The organism is Pontibacter harenae (assembly GCF_020907245.1).
GTDB classification, from domain to species: Bacteria; Bacteroidota; Bacteroidia; order Cytophagales; family Hymenobacteraceae; genus Pontibacter; species Pontibacter harenae.
The window spans coordinates 1-18,540 of record NZ_JAJJWH010000052.1; the positions used below are offsets into that span (position 1 = coordinate 1).

At 46.9% G+C, this 18,540-nt stretch carries 12 protein-coding genes; 10 read left to right on the top strand and 2 right to left on the bottom strand.

Going from position 1 to position 18,540, the window contains the following annotated elements:
* The first annotated feature begins 563 nt into the window (after positions 1-563).
* From LN893_RS18015 to LN893_RS18045, 7 genes are all read left to right on the top strand, one after another.
* Positions 564-2,687, top strand: coding sequence for a bifunctional aldolase/short-chain dehydrogenase (locus LN893_RS18015; protein ID WP_229972513.1), 2,124 nt, complete (start codon positions 564-566; stop codon positions 2,685-2,687).
* A gap of 60 nt (positions 2,688-2,747) precedes the next feature.
* On the top strand, positions 2,748-4,022 hold the full coding sequence (locus LN893_RS18020) for a sugar isomerase (RefSeq protein WP_229972515.1): 1,275 nt from the start codon (positions 2,748-2,750) through the stop codon (positions 4,020-4,022).
* Position 4,023: 1 nt separating this feature from the next.
* Positions 4,024-5,418, top strand: coding sequence for an FGGY-family carbohydrate kinase (locus LN893_RS18025; RefSeq protein ID WP_229972517.1), 1,395 nt, complete (start codon positions 4,024-4,026; stop codon positions 5,416-5,418).
* Positions 5,415-6,155 (top strand): (Fe-S)-binding protein, encoded by a 741-nt coding sequence (locus LN893_RS18030; protein WP_229972519.1) that lies wholly within the window; start codon positions 5,415-5,417, stop codon positions 6,153-6,155. The genes LN893_RS18025 and LN893_RS18030 overlap by 4 nt, the downstream gene beginning before the upstream one ends.
* Positions 6,152-7,534: a lactate utilization protein B gene (locus tag LN893_RS18035; RefSeq protein WP_229972521.1), complete on the top strand. Its 1,383-nt coding sequence runs from the start codon at positions 6,152-6,154 to the stop codon at positions 7,532-7,534. Before LN893_RS18030 ends, LN893_RS18035 begins: the two co-directional genes overlap by 4 nt.
* A complete protein-coding gene (locus LN893_RS18040) occupies positions 7,527-8,141 on the top strand; it encodes a LutC/YkgG family protein (RefSeq protein WP_229972523.1) in 615 nt (204 codons plus the stop codon). The genes LN893_RS18035 and LN893_RS18040 overlap by 8 nt, the downstream gene beginning before the upstream one ends.
* Positions 8,142-9,078: 937 nt before the next feature.
* Complete coding sequence (locus LN893_RS18045; protein WP_229972525.1) at positions 9,079-10,095, top strand: GntR family transcriptional regulator; 1,017 nt, start codon at positions 9,079-9,081, stop codon at positions 10,093-10,095.
* 139 nt (positions 10,096-10,234) lie between these two features.
* On the opposite strand, the gene LN893_RS18050 is transcribed toward LN893_RS18045, so the two are convergent.
* On the bottom strand, positions 10,235-10,426 hold the full coding sequence (locus LN893_RS18050; protein ID WP_229972527.1) for a hypothetical protein: 192 nt from the start codon (positions 10,424-10,426) through the stop codon (positions 10,235-10,237).
* Positions 10,427-10,459: 33 nt separating this feature from the next.
* A complete protein-coding gene (locus tag LN893_RS18055; protein ID WP_229972528.1) occupies positions 10,460-11,866 on the bottom strand; it encodes a purine-cytosine permease family protein in 1,407 nt (468 codons plus the stop codon).
* Positions 11,867-12,374: 508 nt separating this feature from the next.
* Here LN893_RS18055 and LN893_RS18060 point away from each other — a divergent pair.
* From LN893_RS18060 to LN893_RS18070, 3 genes are all read left to right on the top strand, one after another.
* Complete coding sequence (locus LN893_RS18060; protein ID WP_229972529.1) at positions 12,375-14,858, top strand: glycoside hydrolase family 31 protein; 2,484 nt, start codon at positions 12,375-12,377, stop codon at positions 14,856-14,858.
* A 129-nt stretch (positions 14,859-14,987) separates the two neighbouring features.
* Complete coding sequence (gene rhaM, locus LN893_RS18065) at positions 14,988-15,299, top strand: L-rhamnose mutarotase (protein ID WP_229972530.1); 312 nt, start codon at positions 14,988-14,990, stop codon at positions 15,297-15,299.
* Between the two features lie 81 nt (positions 15,300-15,380).
* Positions 15,381-18,248, top strand: coding sequence for a glycosyl hydrolase (locus LN893_RS18070; protein ID WP_229972531.1), 2,868 nt, complete (start codon positions 15,381-15,383; stop codon positions 18,246-18,248).
* Positions 18,249-18,540: the final 292 nt, after the last annotated feature.

Below are 18,540 nucleotides of genomic sequence, written 5' to 3' on the forward strand. Positions count from 1 at the left end.
CCATATTTATTCCTACATCATACATTCTAAACCACAACCCCAAATGTATTGAGTAAATAGCGCAACAAAACCTCTGTAGTGCTGCCCCTGGACTTCTCCCGTTGTTGTTATAAAATCTTACAACCTTCTATACATACCATTCTACAATTTGAAATACCAGTGTCTTAAATAGCTCCTTTCAAATAATATCATTGTTTCACCCGCTACATATCTTCTGTGTCGGATTACCTATCCCTTCCATAAATTATTTTTATCACTGTTCATACCTGAGTTTTTTGCTTTGAAGGCTTGCATATGTAGGTGGAGCATGATAGGGCAGGATAGTAAACTACAGTAGCTGCTTTATATTTAGCCTTAACTAATATCTACGCATGAATGCCAACAGGTAAAGCTGTAGGTTTTGAATAGGCCAAACTGCAACCTGTGCTTTTATCGAAGATGAGTTAACTGAAAAGAAATGTAGTCAGCATGTCCAGAATGGTGTTGTAATCAACTCAGTATTACGGTAACTGAAGTTGAGAATGGCTGCAAATGTAAAAGTGTAACTACTAAATTATAAGCAAATGTTAGAAACTACAGCAACCACATTTAAGCATGTTAGCTACCTCTGGGACGAGGCTGAGGCCTCTAAGCTGGCGGGGGATGAAGTAGGTTTACTGATCTACAGGTCAAACTTGCTGGGTGCGGACCTCAGGCTGACTAACTACGGCGGGGGCAATACCTCCTGCAAAGTCATGGCCAAAGACCCGCTTACGGGACAGGATGTAGAGGTAATGTGGGTGAAAGGGTCGGGAGGCGACCTGGGCACGCTGAAACGCAGCGGGCTGGCCGCCCTGTACGTGGACCGCCTGCGGAGCCTGAAGAACGTGTACCGCGGCATTGAGCACGAAGACGAGATGGTGGAGCTGTTTAACCATAGCATCTTCGACCTAAGTTCAAAGGCACCGTCCATTGACACGCCCCTGCACGGTTTCCTGCCCTTCAAGCACATCGACCACCTGCACCCCGACGCGGCCATCGCCATTGCGGCGGCAAAGAACGGTAAAAAGATAACGGAGGAACTCTTCAGCGGCACCATCGGGTGGGTGGATTGGCAACGTCCGGGCTTTGACCTGGGTCTGCAGCTGCGCCAGTGCCTGGACGAGAACCCAGGCATCAGGGGCATCATGCTAGGCTCGCACGGCTTGTTTACCTGGGGCGACACCGCTTATGAAAGCTACGTTAACACACTAGAGGTGATAGAACGCTGCGCAGAGTACCTGGAAGGTAACATCGGCAAGAAACACCCTGTGTTCGGAGGTGCTAAAATTGAAAGCTTAGGGGAAGCAGACCGAAGAAAGCAGGCTGCTGCGCTTGCGCCAATATTGCGTGGCTTCTGTTCGAGTGAGCGCCACATGGTAGGCCATTTCACAGATGATGCCCGCGTGCTGGAGTTCATCAACTCTAATGATCTTGACAGGCTCGCACCGATGGGCACTAGCTGCCCCGACCATTTTCTACGCACCAAGATCAGCCCGCTGGTGCTGGACTTAAAACCAGATGAGGACCTGTCAGACGTGAAGGCGCTGAAAGAACGGCTTGCGCCAGCCTTCAAGGCTTACCGCCAGATGTACGCCGACTATTACGAAAAACATAAGCATTCGAACAGCCCAGCCATCCGCGATAAGAACCCCGTGATCATCCTGTACCCAGGTGTGGGCATGTTCTCTTTTTCTAAAGATAAACAGACCACCCGTGTAGCCTCTGAGTTTTACATCAACGCGATCAACGTGATGAAAGGCGCCGAGGCTATTTCGGAGTATACTTCGCTGCCGCGGCAGGAGGCTTTTGATATTGAGTATTGGCTGTTGGAAGAGGCAAAGCTGCAGCGCATGCCTAAACCGAAGGCGCTGTCGGGTAGAATTGCCCTAATAACAGGCAGCGCGGGCGGTATAGGCAAAGCAATTGCCAAAAAGTTTGTGGAGGAAGGTGCTGTTGTGGTGCTTAACGACATGAACGAGGAGCGATTGGAGGGCGCCGGCGCAGAGTTTAAGGCGGCCTACGGTAAGGACTCCTATACGACGGCGGTGTTGGACGTGACTAAAGCCGACCAGATACAGGCAGCCTTTGACGCAGCTGCCCTTGCCTTTGGGGGCGTCGATATCATAGTTAACAATGCGGGCCTATCCATTTCCAAGTCGATAGAGGACCATACCGAGAAGGATTGGGACCTACTGTACGACGTGTTGGTGAAGGGGCAGTTTATGGTGACGCAGGCAGCTGTGGAGGTCATGCGCAAACAAGATATCGGCGGCGATGTACTCAACATCGTGAGCAAAAACGCGCTGGTGTCAGGTCCGAATAATGCGGGTTACGGCTCTGCTAAGGCGGCGCAGTTACATTTGAGCAGGCTGAACGCAGCAGAACTTGGTGACGACAGCATTCGCGTGAATACGGTGAATCCTGATGCCGTAATCAGTGACAGTAACATCTGGGCAGGCGGCTGGGCCGAAGGACGTGCCAAAGCATATGGGGTGAAGGTAGAGGAACTGCCTACTTTTTATGCGAAACGTACTCTGCTGAACCAGATTATTTTGCCTGAGGATATTGCCAACGCCTGCTTCGCTTTCGTGGGAGGTTTACTAAGCAAGTCGACGGGAAATGTGCTGAATGTGGATGGCGGTGTAGCCATGGCTTTTGTAAGGTAATGAAAGTCTCCTTCAAAGCAGAACAACAAAAAAAATATCAAACAGAAGAACACGAGTTTCATGCAGATAGGTAAGTATAAAATTCAGGAGTATAATCAGGAGCAGTCACAGGAGCATAGCCGCAGGTTTGAGTTTACCGCCTCGTCTGTTAAAGGAGTGGAGAGTGTGCTTCAGAAGCTGGTTGATTTCCAGGTGGCCATCCCCAGTTGGGCTTTGGGTACGGGGGGCACACGCTTCGGGCGTTTTCCTGGAGGTGGCGAGCCGCGAAGCCTGGAGGAGAAGATAGAGGATGTGGCCTTGCTGCACCAACTGAACGCCTCCAGCGGTGCTGTTTCACTGCATATTCCTTGGGACATTCCCACGAACGCCTCCAGTATAAAAGCCTTGGCTGCACAGTACGGGCTGCGCTTCGATGCAATGAACTCGAATACTTTCCAGGACCAGCCAGAGCAGGAAAAAAGCTATAAGTTCGGTTCAATGCAGCACGTAGACAAAGCGGTGCGCAAGCAGGCCATCGAGCACAATATTGAAGTAATAAAGTATGGTGTGGAACTGGGCTCAGAGTCACTGACGGTGTGGCTTTCTGACGGCTCCAGTTTTCCTGGGCAGCTGAACTTCAGAAAAGCCTTTCAGAACACACTAGAGAGCCTGCAGGAAGTATATGCCGCCCTGCCCGATAACTGGAAGATGTTTGTAGAGTACAAGGCTTTCGAGCCGAACTTCTACTCCACCACCGTGGGCGATTGGGGGCAGTCTTTGCTGTACGCGAACAAGCTTGGCCCTAAAGCCTATACCTTAGTTGATCTGGGGCACCACCTTCCGAATGCCAACATAGAGCAGATCGTATCGCTACTGCTAATGGAGGGCAAGTTGGGCGGATTCCATTTCAACGACTCTAAGTACGGAGACGATGACCTGACGGTGGGCAGTATCAAGCCTTACCAACTATTCCTGATCTTTAATGAGCTGATAGAGGGGATGGATGCCAGGGGAATGGAGCACGCCACGGATTTGGGCTGGATGATAGACGCCTCGCACAATGTAAAGGACCCGCTGGAGGATCTGCTGCAGTCGGTAGAAGCCATTATGATCGCCTACGCCCAGGCGTTGCTGGTGGACCGCAAGGCACTGGCAGAGGCGCAGCAGGAAAACGATGTGGCCCGCTGCCAGGAGATACTACAAGAGGCTTATCGTACCGATGTCCGTCCGCTGGTAGCCGAGGCGCGTCTGCGGTCAGGTGCTGCTTTGAAGCCCCTGCAACTGTTCCGTGAGCTGAAAGTAAGAGAAAATCTGATAAATGAACGTGGTCTAAAGACTGTGGCTACAGGACTGTAAGATGGCAGGAACACCAGTCATAGCGGTATTCGATGTAGGAAAGACGAACAAGAAACTGTTTCTCTTTGATGAGAACTACAGGATCGTGTTTGAGCGCGCCGCACGGTTTACGGAGACGGTAGACGAGGACGGGGAGCCATGTGAAAACCTGGAGAGCCTCCGACTGTCGGTATTCGACTCCCTGCACGAGGTGTTCAGGCGCCCCGAGTTCGACCTGAAGGCGGTGAATTTCTCCACCTACGGGGCCAGCCTCGTGTATCTGAACAAAGACGGAAGGCCGCTAACGCCGCTCTACAACTACCTAAAAGCCTATCCTGAGAATCTGAAAAAGAAGTTTTACGATACTTACGGCGGAGAGGGAAAGTTCTCGAAAGAGACAGCCTCGCCTGTGTTGGGTAGCCTGAACTCAGGTATGCAGCTTTATCGCATTAAACACGAGAGGCCAGCGCTGTACAAACAGATAGCTTATGCCTTGCATCTGCCTCAGTACATGAGCTACCTGGTTACGGGCAAGTGCTTTACAGATATCACTAGTATCGGCTGCCACACAAACCTGTGGGACTTCCAGAAGAACGATTACCACGAGTGGGTGAGGAGAGAGGGAATCATTGACAAACTGGCTCCCATTGCCCCTGCCGATGAGGCAGTCTGCGCCGCCTTCCCTGGAAACGGTTATAAGGTGGGCATTGGCCTGCACGATAGCTCTGCTGCTCTTATCCCGTACCTGGTGAACTTCCATGAGCCTTTCGTACTGATCTCCACGGGTACTTGGTGCATTAGCCTGAATCCTTTCAACACAACGCCCTTAACGGAAGAAGAACTGCAGCAGGACTGCCTGAGCTTTATGCAGTACAAAGGCAGACCTGTGAAAGCCTCGAGGTTCTTCGGAGGATATGAGCATGAGCAGCAGGTGAAACGCATCGCGGAGCACTTCAACCAGAACACCGCGCGCTATAAGTCTATACCTTTTGACGCTGAGATTATTACGAAGCTCCAGCTAAGGCAAGAGCTGTTGTCACAGGCGGAGCCTGAAAAAGGTCTGCTGAAGGAGTCGCTGTTTGCGCAGCGGGACCTTACTTCTTTCGCATCGGATACAGAGGCCTACCACCAGTTCATCCTCGATCTGGTGACGCAGCAGGTGGCCTCCACGCAGCTTGTGCTGGAGGGCTCTGATGTGAAGCGGATCTTTGTGGACGGCGGCTTCAGTAAGAATGCCATCTATATGAACCTGCTAGCATCCTTTTATCCAGAAAAAGAAGTTTTTGCCGCCTCTATGGCACAGGCCACGGCCATCGGTACCGCCTTGGCCATTCACAGGCACTGGAACACCAAGCCATTGCCAAACGACATCATCGAACTAAAATACTATGCGGTAACGCACGACGCTAAAATATGACGGTAGGTCTTTTTATACCTTGTTATGTAGATCAGTTTTACCCTAATGCAGCCATTGCCACCCTGGAGCTGCTTGAAAAGCTGGGTGTGCGGGTGGTGTACCCGCCAAGGCAGACGTGTTGCGGCCAACCCATGGCCAACTCTGGGTTCGAGCACCTCACAAAAGAGAGCAACGATCTTTTCATCAAAAATTTTAAGGAGTTTGATTATATAGTGGCCCCCTCGGGCAGCTGTGTGCTGCACATGAAAGAACACCTGCACTCAGACAGGTATCCTGCCGAGGCAAAAGCTATTCAGGGTAAAGTGTATGAGCTGATCGAGTTTCTGACTGACGTGTTGCAGGTAGAGAATCTGCAGGCACGCTTTCCGCACAAGGTCGGTCTGCACCAAAGCTGCCACGGGCAGCGGGGCCTAAAGCTTGCCTCCATGACGGAGTTGGTTGCGCCCGCCTTCTCCAAACCTGAGCAGTTGCTGCGTATGGTGGAAGGGCTGGAGTTAGTGGAGCTTACCCGCAAAGACGAGTGCTGCGGCTTTGGGGGGACTTTTTGCGTAGCAGAGGAAGCCGTGTCCGTAAAAATGGGAAAAGATAGAGTGGCCGACCACCTGCAGCACGAGGCCGCCTACATTACAGGAGCCGATATGAGCTGCCTGATGCACATGGAGGGAATTCTCCGGAGGCAGAAAAGCAATGTGAAGGTGCTGCATATCGCCGAGATACTAAACGCACAGGAGCTATGAAAGAGACAGAAGACCATGCCACCCTGGCTGAGGCGTTCAATGCAGACGAGCCCAGGGTAAACTGGCACGACGAAACACTATGGTTTATCCGACAAAAGCGAGACAAAGCTGCTCATACGATACCTGATTGGGAGCTGCTGCGCGAGACGGCTTCACAAATTAAGCATAACGTACTCTCGAACCTGCACGATTACCTGTTGCAGTTCGAGGCTAATGCCAAGGCAAACGGCATAATTGTGCATTGGGCAGCCGATGCAGCCGAGCACAATCAGATCGTGCACGCCATCCTGCAGAAGCACGGAGTGGACCGCATAGTGAAAAGCAAGTCGATGCTGACGGAGGAATGCCATCTGAACGAGTATTTGGCAGAGCACGGTATAGAGGTGATAGACTCTGACCTGGGGGAGCGCATTGTGCAGTTGGCCAAGGAGCCGCCTAGCCATATCGTGCTACCCTGCATCCACAAGAAAAAAGAGGAGATAGGGGACTTGTTCCACGAGCACTTGGGCACTGCGCCTGGCGTTTCTGATCCGCAGGTGCTTACGGAGGCAGCCAGGCAGCACCTGCGAGAAACTTTTCTGACTCGCCGCGCCGCGCTGACAGGCGTTAACTTTGCCGTGGCCGAGACAGGTGAGTTCGTTATCTGCACAAACGAGGGCAATGCCGATATGGGTGCGCACCTGGCAGACGTGCACATTGCCTGCGTGGGTATTGAGAAAATCATACCTAAGCGGGAACACCTGGGGGTATTTCTTCGGCTATTAGCCAGAAGTGCCACGGGGCAACCCATTACTACTTACTCCAGCCATTTTAAAAAACCACGCGAGGGGCATGAACTGCACCTGGTGTTCGTTGATAACGGCCGAAGTACACAACTGGGCAGAGAGGACTTCCGAAACTCCCTCAAATGCATTCGTTGCGGTGCCTGCATGAATACCTGCCCTGTGTACAGAAGAAGTGGAGGCCACAGCTACCATGCCGCTGTGGCAGGACCGATTGGCGCTATACTTGCGCCCAACCTCGACATGAAGAAAAACGCGGACCTACCCTTTGCCTCTACCCTGTGCGGCTCTTGCTCCAACGTCTGCCCCGTGAAGATTGATATACACCAGCAGCTCTATAAATGGCGGCAAGTGATTGTGCAGGAGGGGTATGCGGATAGGAAGAAAACGATGGGCATGAAAGCGATGACACAGACTTTTGCCTCGCCTTCAACTTTTAAACTGGCAGGCAAGGCAGGCCGATGGTTTATGCGTAACGTGCCTTTTGTACTGAATAATAAAATGAACCCCTGGTATAAGCAGCGTGAGATGCCAGAGCCTCCAAAAGAATCATTTGGAGAGTGGTATTTAAGAAACAGGAAAAAAACAGATGAGTAGCAGAGACAGTATACTGGCCACCGTTGCCAGAAACCAGCCAGCAGGTTTACCCTTGCCCGTAGTCCCTTCCTTCGTTTTAGAGGAGGAGGATCTGGTGGAGAAGTTCACTAATGTGGCCGTCGGTATTGGTAGTAAGGTGTTTCGGGTGAAAAGTTTGGAAGAGGTGAAGCAGGTGCTCCTGGAGGAGCATGGAACCTCTGGCAGGATTATTTCTTCTTTTCCGCAGTTTTCAGCTATAGCCGAAACTGCTATAGCTCCAGATGTGGACCCGCATTCCCTGGCGGATGTTCACCTGGCCGTGCTGCCTGCCCAGCTCGGTGTGGCTGAAAACGGAGCTCTGTGGGTGACAGATGCACAGTTGCCGTTGCGGGTACTGCCTTTTATCTGTCAGCACCTGGCGCTGGTGGTTCCACAGCAAAGTATAGTTCCTCTTATGCAACAGGCTTATGAGGTGATAGGGGTTCAGGACTATGGCTTCGGTACCTTCATAGCAGGCCCTTCCAAGACAGCCGATATCGAGCAGTCGCTGGTGCTGGGTGCACACGGAGCCAGAACGTTGTCCATTTTTTTATACTATCAAACACAAGATAAAAGGTTGATTTTCTAAAATGAGTGATAGGCTGTTCTTTAGCAGATGTCTATTACATAAGATTTGTATAGACCACTATCAAATCAACTTTGACTAACAGAACCTAGTTATTGTACAGTCAGTTGGTCCAACGCCAGCCCCCTTAATTCCCCCCATTATCATTAAGCACTTAGAATGCCTCTCAGGCAGTAAGCTTTAAGAAATCCAATGATCTAAATTTTCCCATTAGAAGAACTGTCTCCGACTTGATTGCTATAGTAAAAGCATTAATTCTCTTCTGAAAATTGACATCTAGGACTAGATGCCCATCCACAATGCCGCTATATATACTTTTGAAAGCTTAAAAGTTCTCTATTTTTTTATGTGAACTAGGAGAGCTTTATTCTATCTGGATAAGCGGAAAACATTTTTCATTCCTTCAAAAGTACACACCCTCTGCTCTTATGAGCTTAGCTGAAATTAATATTGTATAGCATAAACGTTATGTAGTATTTTACGTTATATCTGAATATTCTAGTGAGTAATCAAATATTATAGAAGGGATTGGTGTATTTTTATCAGTTTTAGTATAGATTGTACTATATGGAGGTTTATGCTTGCTGCATTATAAAAAAGCTTGCTTCCACTCAACTAAGCAAGTGTTTTGCCTGTTTTACCTTTCCCTTTATGTCTAGGCTAAAGCAATAGGTAACCGAGATAGCTGATAAAATCTTAAAGAATATAATTAAAAAGGTTTTTGGTTAAATAAAATAATTAATTACCTTACAGAACGGTGAGTGATTAACTAATCACTTTATAGAAATGTCGATCAAAGGATAAATTTTTTTTCATCGTTGTGCAATCGATTGCTCAAGTGGTAACATGAGTAGTTAGGTACTAGATGAACTAGATAGAACTCCTTTATACAGTGCCTGAAAACAAATAATTATTTATCCTTATATTTTAAGTTAACTCTATGGAACTTCTAGACAGAATTGATGCTACATCCGCCACTCCGAAGTACTTACAGGTAGTGAATGCAGTTATTGCAGATATAGAGGCAGGAATACTAAAGGTGGGAGAACGTGTTCCATCCATCAACGAAACGAGTGAGATGTATTATTTGTCTCGTGACACGATAGAGAAAGCTTATAGAGTACTTCGTAAAAAAGGGGTGATCAGTTCCGTTAAAGGCAAAGGGTGTTATATCAGTAAAACTTTTTGCGCAGATAAAATACGTGTGCTGCTACTGTTTAATAAACTTAGTGCATATAAAAAAGCTGTTTACTATTCTATTCTTAATACTTTAGGTGAGGATGCTGTCGTAGATTTACACATTCATCATTTTGATGGTAAACTCTGCGAAAATCTCATAAAGGAGAGTGTCGGTAAATACAATTATTATGTTATCATGCCTCATTTTACGTCTAATGTAGAGGCTGCTACCCAGATAATTAATACAATTCCGCAAGAGAAACTCGTGCTGCTAGATAAGAATATTGAGAGCTACAAGGGGAATTGTGCTGCAGTTTACCAGGATTTTGAACGCGATGTTAGAAATGCGCTGCATTCAGGCAAGGACTTGTTGAGCAAGTATAATAAATTTGTTTTAGTTTATCCTAAAGATGTAGCCTACCCTATAGAAATTGTGAAAGGCTTTCGCCATTTCTGCAGAGAAATTTCGATGGAGCATTCGGTGGTGAAATGTGTACATGAAGAGCCTCTTGCCAAAGGCACTGCTTATATAGTTCTGGAAGAGTCGGATTTGGCTAACATGATTGAGGAAGCCCGTGCAAAAGGTTTGACTTTAGGTAAAGATGTAGGTTTGATATCTTATAATGACACTCCTTTGAAGAAAATTCTTGACGATGGCATTACGGTAATTTCTACAGACCATGAGCGTATGGGCGAAACCGCGGCCTATCTGATGAAACACAAACTGAGAGAAAAAATCCATAACCCTTTCACGCTGATCCGAAGAAATTCCTTGTAATTAGTTTTTTAAAACTGCTTCTGTTGCCCTATTAATTTACAATGATAACCAAAAGCCCTTCTGCCTAATAAGACAGAAGGGCTTTTGGTTTATGTGCCCCAGGTTCTTTTGTTATAAACAAAAGAACCTGGGGCGTTTTTTATTCAATGCTGGCCTTCGCTTGTTTCTGTTTGTTCATCCAGAATGGTGCTGTTAGAAACCATGACAGGGCACCTGCCAACATAAGTGTTTTATGAAGCTCTGGTTCAATAGTCCCTGAAAACACAAGGAAAGATGGCACCACTGTTAGGGCCAGGCCAATGTAAGATATGATTTTGAGTATGACTTGCATAAGCTATAAGACGTTAGAAATTGATGAATTAGGCTAGAATGAACTTGCTGAGACTTTAACCTCAAGTGGTTGGGTTACTTTTTTCTGGTACAGCTTGCTTAGCACAATATAAAGTGTAGCGGCTATAAACCAACCAGGTAGCCCTAAGAAGAAAATTTCTATGCCTTGGTAAAAGTTAAGGAAAAGACACAGGAGCAACGTTGCCACCCACGTTATAGCCGCCGCTGCATTAAAAGGCGATTTTACCATGCTGGCATAGTTGCTTCGGAGGCCAAGCTTTGGGATAATATAAAAATCAATAAAAATGATGGCTCCCATAGGCATAAGGACTAAACCATACAGCGCAACAAAGTCCAGTAGCCGCATAACAAGAGCAGGAAACAGAGCCGCAACAGTTGTTACCAGGCCAACGAGCAACGTAACTTTCCATCTCTTAACATTAGGTACAATAGACTGTATGGCCAAGCCTGCGCGGTAGATGGTAGGGTTGGCCGTTGTCCAGCCCGCTATCATAACACATATAGCACCTGCTATACCAGCACTGTTGAAAGCGATCGGGCCTGGTGTAACTTCTCCGCTTGCAGCAGCCACTAAAACACCAGAGGCAATCCAGGCCATTACGTGGCCTATAAACATACCTGTTGTGGAGGCAAAGCCGTATTGCCATTTTCTGGCATATCTTAGTATTGAAAGATCTCCCATGCCAATGTGCATTGCCATGTTAGCAAACCAGGCGAAGAAAGTAACATGCCAGAAGGTGAACTTGCTGAACCCTTCTACAGGAACGCCATTCCAAATGCGTGTCTGGGCAACTTCCCAAAAGCTTCCGAAAGAGGTGATGCCGAGTTGGGGCATAACGGCAAAGGCAGCCGCAATAAATACCAGAATCATCCATGGAGCACAGATGTTGGCAAACTTAGATATCTGCTCGTAACCCAGAATGGCTACGACAGTAATTACTGCTCCTACCAAAAACACCGTTGCCATCCAGCCTACGCTGGTAGGGTACATGTCATCTAAACCTGGCATAGCAATGTTGAAAGGGATGCCAACCGCAGTTGCTGCAACCGCTATCATGGAGCCCGCTAAAAAGCAGAACATTAATGCATTTACAATATTATATCCAGAAACCAGATATCTGCCGCAGATCTTCTCTAACTGATAGTAAAGCGTGAGCCGCACTTTAACGGCTATAGGTGCACAAAGTATAGCCCAGCTTAAAATAGCCAATAGATTGCCTACCAGCAAACCTAAAAAAAGATCAGGAGCGCTAACGCCATGCACAACAAACAAAGGACCAATCACGAACTCTGTTCCTGCTGTGTGTTCACCAGCATACATGCCGATAAAGCTTTTCAGGCCTTTCAGTTTATGTTCCGGAACAGGCTCTCTTTCATATTCATTAATGGAGTCTAGCTGCTTGGCGAGGGATGTCTTCATTTTCTGGCTTCTGTTTAATTATTAAATCTGGTTGGAAGCTGCCGCAGTACAAGAGGCAACTTCATGCTTATAGTAATTTATGAATATAATTTCAAATCTGTATAATCACTCTTTGTTTATTGAGTGTTTATTCACTTTTTTAGTGACTGGTGTGAAAAATATTCAATACTGATTAAATAAGTATCCAGTAGTGTCCTGTATCGGTGTAGGAAATTATTTTATAACTGCTGCTGCAATAGCTTTAAAAGCAGGATGATATGGTGTGCATAGCTTTTGTAAGGTCTTGTACTTTATATATATATATATATATATATATATTCCAGAAGCACAATTGAAGTGAGGTTTGCCTCATCGGACCTGACAGTGCAGGATGGCTGTATCGGCAGTAGTGTCTATTTTTAATCTGTGCCTTTACCTTAAGCAATAGCTTAGGCTTTTTCTGTTGAGTAGGATTGATAAAACTCCTGTATCTGAACAAGCAAAGGGCTATAATTAAAAGATAAAACTTATGACGATTTATACCTTCAGAATTGTAGTTGCTCTGTTAGTTGTGTTTCAGGTGCTCTCTTTACCTGTGGCGGCGCAAACTTCGGTAGGAAACTATCAATCAGGTTTTCGTAAGCAGGGAAATGAGATACTTTTCACTAATGCCAATGCTGACGTAAAATTGGAGTTTATTACACCTGACATATTTCGTGTTAGGGCAAGTTGGAACAGACAGTTTCAGCCGAATGAACCTTATATGGTCGTGCAGTACGATTGGCCAGCGGTAGCGGTACAGACAGCAGAGTTAACTGATCATTTTCTGCTTAAGACGGATAAGCTTCACCTTAAAGTACATAAAGCACCTTTTAAAGTAGAGGTTTTTACAGCTGATGGAAAGCTTCTTTCTGCTGATGCCACTTCTGGTAACTGCGGTGGTTTGGCTAAAAACGGAGAAGCAGTTGAAGTAACAAAGCAACTGTTGCCTGATGAGCATTTCTTTGGCTTTGGCGAACGAATGGACTTCCTGGACCAACGGAACAAGAAACTAAAGATGAATGTAGGCAGGGGGCAAGGTCTGCCGCACCATGTAGGAGCCTATAATGTGCTGGAAGCAAACTATTCGCCAGTGCCTTTCTTTATGAGTACCCGTGGCTACGGTACTTTCTTTCATACAGCCTACCCTACGGAGTGGGATATGGGCATGAGCAACTCCGATAGCTATAGTTTTAAAGCAGAGGGCGGAGAACTGGACTACTATTTCATGTATGGACCAACTTTTGGCTCGCTACTTGGCAGTTATACTTCCCTTACTGGTAAGTCGCCGCTTTTGCCTGCGTTTGCACTTGGCCTGCATGTGGGAACCTACAGCGGCGGCACCTGGGGCCACGAAGCCGAAACATCCGATAAATATGTAGTGGAACTGGGGCGGAAGTTCAGAACATACGGTATACCTGCCGATATCCTGCACCTGGATTCTACCTGGCGCATATTTGGGAAGCAGGGAGGCAAAGGAGCTACCTCTTTTGAATGGCGCCCGACTTTCCAAAACCCAAAGGGCATGTTCGACAGCCTGTATGCCATGAACTTTAAAATGATCAGGCTGCACCTGCGCCCACGCTTCGATAACGGAAATCAGTTAAACCTGCTGGCAATGGCGCAGGAAAAAGGCTTTGTTTATCCAGAGCAGAACAGCCCTGGCGAATTTGTTAATTTCTTTGATCAAAATGCGGTAAACTGGTGGTGGGAGAATGGTGTGAAAAGAATCGCAGACGAGGGTGCGATGTTTCTAAAAACGGATGAAGGCAGTGCTTTTGGTGGCCTCGCCAACGAAAGTGAAAAAGTGGGTCCGACTGGGGAGGATATCAAGTGGAAGCATAATATTTTTCCAGTTATCTACACAAAAGCTTCTTTTGAAAAATTTCAGGAGCATAATGGCATACGAGGTATGGCCCACACCAGGGAAGGTTATGCGGGTATTCAGCGCTACCCATTTATATGGGCTGGCGACTGGCCGAGCGAATGGCAGTATTTTGCACCTGTTATTAAAGCAGGGCTCAATATCGGCTTGTCTGGTGTCAGCAACTGGTCGCATAATATGGGTGGCTTTGAGCATGTTGCCGATCCAGAATTATACATACGCTGGGTACAATTTGGTATGTTCAGCCCCATTGCGCACTTGCTGGGCATGGAGCACCCAACCTATAAGGAGCCCTGGAACTATGGCGAGGATGCCTTACGTAACTTTAAGAAGTACGATTTGCTGCGTTACCGTCTGATCCCGTACATGTACAGCAATGCCTATATTAACCATACTACTGGTGTGCCGCTTATGCGTGCGCTGGTACTGGAGCATCAGGACGACCCGAATGTATATGATGTGGCGGATCAGTACTTGTTTGGGAATAACCTGTTAGTGAACCCAGTTACAACAAAAGGAGCTAAAACGCGAACAGTTTACCTGCCAGAAGGCACCTGGTTCGATTACTGGACGGGCAAGCAGTATAGTGGTAGGCAGTATGTGCATGTACTTACACCGTTGGACACCATTCCAATCTTTGCCAAAGGGGGCGCAATCATCCCGATGCAGCCTGAAATGAAATACTACGGAGAGAAGCCGGTGAACACCATTACGCTAGATGTTTTCCCCTTCGGTTCTTCCAGGTTCGAGCTTTACGAGGATGATGGAAAAAGCCTGAACTATAAGCAAGGCGACTATGCCCTTACAGAAATCAGTTCCATCCTCTCTGACGCTGGTTTAGAACTAGCCATTCAAAAGCCAAAAGGCAAGTATAAAGTGCCAGCGCATAACTACCTGACCAAAGTACATTGGAACAAGGCTAAAGCTCCAGCAAGCATCACTGAAAATGGGAAGAAAGTTTCTGCTGTGGCAAACGCAGTTGCCCTGGAAAATGGAGCAGGCTGGTACTACGATTCTCAAAGTAACCTTCTGTGGATTAAGACAAAACGTTCTAATAAGGACGATATAAAGCTGACAGTTAAGCTATAGATATGTTAGCTTTAGTAATTTTTATAAAGAGGGGAAGGTTCTATACTGTTTCGTTTAGAAGATGCATTTGTTTAACAGTGTAGTAGAGAACATTCTCTTAATGAAAACATCAAAAAATAACCCAAGCTTATGCAGCGATTTGCTTTTAAAATGAAGTTAAAGCCTGGTTGCGAGGCAGAGTATAAAAAGCGGCACGATGAAATATGGCCTGAGCTGGCGCAGCTCTTAAAAGATGCTGGTGTAAGTGATTATGCTATTTTTTTAGATGAAGAAACCAACACGCTCTTTGCGGTGCAAAAGCAAAATGGCGCTTCTTCACAGGATTTAGGAAGTACAGCGATTGTGCAGAAATGGTGGGCTTACATGGCTGATATCATGGAAACTAATCCAGATAATTCCCCTGTAAGTGTTCCTTTAAAAGAAGTGTTTTACCTGGCGTAAAGCGCTAGTGCGTTGGCAAACAGCTCTTGAGTGAAATACTCCCGTTCTGCCGATGATCAAATATTACAAGCTCTCAAACTCATGATGCATAAAAAAAAGTCTTTTACTGCGCTTGCCCTGTGTGTTGTTCTGCTAACAAACTGCCGCCAACCACAGGCATCTGACACTATTGCTGAAACAGCTGTAGCCAAGCAAAGCCAAAATGCAGCTGTCTGGCCTGAAGTGAAAAAAGAGGCTCGACCATGGACTCGCTGGTGGTGGATGGGTAGTGCAGTAGATGAGCAGAATATCGAAAAGCTGCTGAAGGAATATGCTGCGGCAGGCATCGGAGGTGTGGAGATAGCGCCTATTTACGGAGCTATGGGGCACGAGAGCAGGTACATCGACTTCCTTTCTCCGAAGTGGATGGACATACTGAATTTTACAACGCAGAAAGCGGGTGAGTTTGGTATGACAGTAGACATGACACAAGGTACTGGCTGGCCCTTTGGTGGTCCGCAGGTGAAACCAGAACATGCTGCCTCAAGGCTGATTGTGCAGACCTATAACCTGAAAGGAGGGAAGTCGCTTCAGGAAAACATCATTGTTAAGGATGCGAAGCAACGTGAAGTAGGCGCAACGCTAGCGGCTGTAATGGCTTACAGCGACAAAGGCGATGTGCTGAATTTAACCGACAAAGTAATGCCTAGCGGAAAGTTGAATTGGATACCGAAAACAGGAAACTGGACACTGTATGCCGCCTTCAATGGCAAAACAAGGCAGATGGTAAAAAGAGCTGCTCCTGGAGGGGTGGGCTATACGTTGAACCACCTTTCAGAAGATGCAGTAGAGGCATATTTAGATCGTTTTGATAGTGCGTTTGAAAACCAGAACTATGGCGTAAGAGCTTTTTATAACGATAGCTATGAAGTATACGGGGCTGATTGGTCGCCAGCTTTTTTTGAGGAGTTTCAGAAACGAAGGGGCTATGACCTGCGCTTATACCTGCGTGAGTTAGTGAGTGAAGCACATACCGAAACGGTTGCCCGTCTAAAATCGGATTATCGCGAAACCATGGGCGAAATGCTCCTCGACAACTTCTACAAGCCCTGGAATGCATGGGCGCACCAGCGTAACAGCATCACTAAAAACCAAGCACATGGTTCACCTGGCAACTTGCTGGACCTGTATGCTGCAGTAGATATACCAGAATGCGAAACCTTCGGTTCCAGCTACTTTCCGATTCCAGGCCTGCGCCGCGACAGCGCCGATGTTAGAAACGTAGATCCTGATCCGATCATGCTCAAGTTTGCTTCTTCGGCGGCGCATGTTTCAGGTAAAAATCTTGTTTCCAGCGAAACCTTTACCTGGCTCGGAGAGCATTTTAAAACTTCTTACTCGCAAATGAAGCCAGAGGTAGAACAGGTGTTCCTTTCTGGTGTAAATCATGTTTTTTACCACGGTGTTACCTATTCACCTGAAGATGTGGCCTGGCCAGGATGGCTTTTTTATGCTTCGCTTAACTTAACGCCAGCCAATAGTCTGTGGCCGCAGTTCAGCGGGTTTAACAACTACATTACACGAGTGCAGTCGGTGCTGCAAGCTGGTAAATCAGACAACGAAATACTGGTTTACTGGCCTATATATGATGTGTGGAGCAAGCCAGAAGGGATGGAAATGCTCATTAAAGTACATGATATTGATGAATGGCTACACCCGACCCAGTTCTACAAGCAGTCAAAGAAGCTGATGGAGGCAGGTTATTCACTAGACTTTGTTTCTGATAAAATGCTGCAGGACGCGAGTGTGGAGAATGGGCAGATCATGACCGCTGCAACGGCTCCATCGCATAAAGTGTTGGTTATCCCGCAGAGCAGGTATATGTCGGTTGCTACGTTTGAGCGAATAATTAAATTAGCGAACGAAGGTGCAACTGTTATTGTAGAAGAGTTACCTGCCGATGTGCCTGGCCTGCATGAACTGGAAGCAAGAAGGCAGCGGCTAAATCAACTAAAGCAGTCTCTTACTTTTACAGATGCTGGCAGCGGAACCAGGCAAATGAAAACAGGAAAAGGAGAGATTATACTTTCAGAAAATGTGCAGCAAGCGCTGGCAGACAAAGGTATACAGCGAGAAGCTTTAGCCGATACAGGACTTAAGTTTACACGGCGTCAGATTGACGGCGGCAAATACTATTATCTGGTCAACCATACTCCTAACACCATAGACACGACCATTCCTTTGAACATTGCTGCAGCTTCGGTTGTGCTGATGGATCCACAAAGCGGCAACACGGGACTAGCTATTTCCTCAACAGAAAAAGATAAAACGAATGTACGGGTGCAGATGAAATCGGGCGAGGCTTTGGTTCTTCGTGCTACCACAAACCAAACGCCTGGCCTGTTGGCGTGGAAGTACCTTGAGAATGCAGGTGCTCCCACAGAAGTAAAAGGCGATTGGGCCCTGCGCTTTATAAAAGGTGGTCCCGAACTGCCTGCCGAACAAAAGCTGACTCAGCTAAAATCCTGGACAGAGCTGCCAGACAAAAAGGCGGAAGCGTTCTCGGGTACAGGTGAATATACCATCACTTTTGATCTTCCTTCTAAAAACGCAGATGAGTATGTGCTTGACTTAGGGAAAGTAAATGAAAGTGCCAATGTATGGATCAATGGGCAAGAAGTAGGTGTGTTATTTGGCATCCCGTTTCAGGCAAGAGTGGGGCAGTACCTGAAGCCTGGAAAAAATACGCTCAAAGTTCAGGTGGCTAACCTGATGGCTAACCGCATTAGAGACATGGACCAGAAGAAAATTGAGTGGCGGAAGTACCATGAGATAAACTTCGTGAACATTGACTACAAACCGTTTGATGCCTCGGTATGGAAACCTATGCCGTCAGGTCTTCTTGGTCCAGTAACCATTAGGCCTTACAGTACAACCTCTACAAGCGTAGTAAGTGCTCTGAAGGATTAATGTTGCTTGAGATTGCTGTTACTGTTTGAGTATAACTATACTTGGCAGAACAAGATAAGGGTTTTAGAAAGCAGCCAACAGCTTCAATAGTTGTTGGCTGTTTTCATAATCAGGCAGTGGTAACTGAATGCTTCTGTAAAAAAGGCTTAATGCATTATTGCATCGCCTGCTAAGAAAGAACTCTTTTGGTGGTGCATGTAGTAAGTTATTAGAGCTGGCAGTCCTTTATCGAAGATTTGCAAATGTTTTTTCTCTTTATAATTGCTTTATTCTCAAAGAGGATTTATTTCCA

Bases quoted from the DNA above. Each gene is read 5' to 3' on its own strand.
- LN893_RS18015 (WP_229972513.1), top strand. From the start codon at position 564: ATGTTAGAAACTACAGCAACCACATTTAAGCATGTTAGCTACCTCTGG.
- LN893_RS18020 (WP_229972515.1), top strand. From the start codon at position 2,748: ATGCAGATAGGTAAGTATAAAATTCAGGAGTATAATCAGGAGCAGTCA.
- LN893_RS18025 (WP_229972517.1), top strand. From the start codon at position 4,024: ATGGCAGGAACACCAGTCATAGCGGTATTCGATGTAGGAAAGACGAAC.
- LN893_RS18030 (WP_229972519.1), top strand. From the start codon at position 5,415: ATGACGGTAGGTCTTTTTATACCTTGTTATGTAGATCAGTTTTACCCT.
- LN893_RS18035 (WP_229972521.1), top strand. From the start codon at position 6,152: ATGAAAGAGACAGAAGACCATGCCACCCTGGCTGAGGCGTTCAATGCA.
- LN893_RS18040 (WP_229972523.1), top strand. From the start codon at position 7,527: ATGAGTAGCAGAGACAGTATACTGGCCACCGTTGCCAGAAACCAGCCA.
- LN893_RS18045 (WP_229972525.1), top strand. From the start codon at position 9,079: ATGGAACTTCTAGACAGAATTGATGCTACATCCGCCACTCCGAAGTAC.
- LN893_RS18050 (WP_229972527.1), bottom strand. From the start codon at position 10,426: ATGCAAGTCATACTCAAAATCATATCTTACATTGGCCTGGCCCTAACA.
- LN893_RS18055 (WP_229972528.1), bottom strand. From the start codon at position 11,866: ATGAAGACATCCCTCGCCAAGCAGCTAGACTCCATTAATGAATATGAA.
- LN893_RS18060 (WP_229972529.1), top strand. From the start codon at position 12,375: ATGACGATTTATACCTTCAGAATTGTAGTTGCTCTGTTAGTTGTGTTT.
- rhaM (WP_229972530.1), top strand. From the start codon at position 14,988: ATGCAGCGATTTGCTTTTAAAATGAAGTTAAAGCCTGGTTGCGAGGCA.
- LN893_RS18070 (WP_229972531.1), top strand. From the start codon at position 15,381: ATGATGCATAAAAAAAAGTCTTTTACTGCGCTTGCCCTGTGTGTTGTT.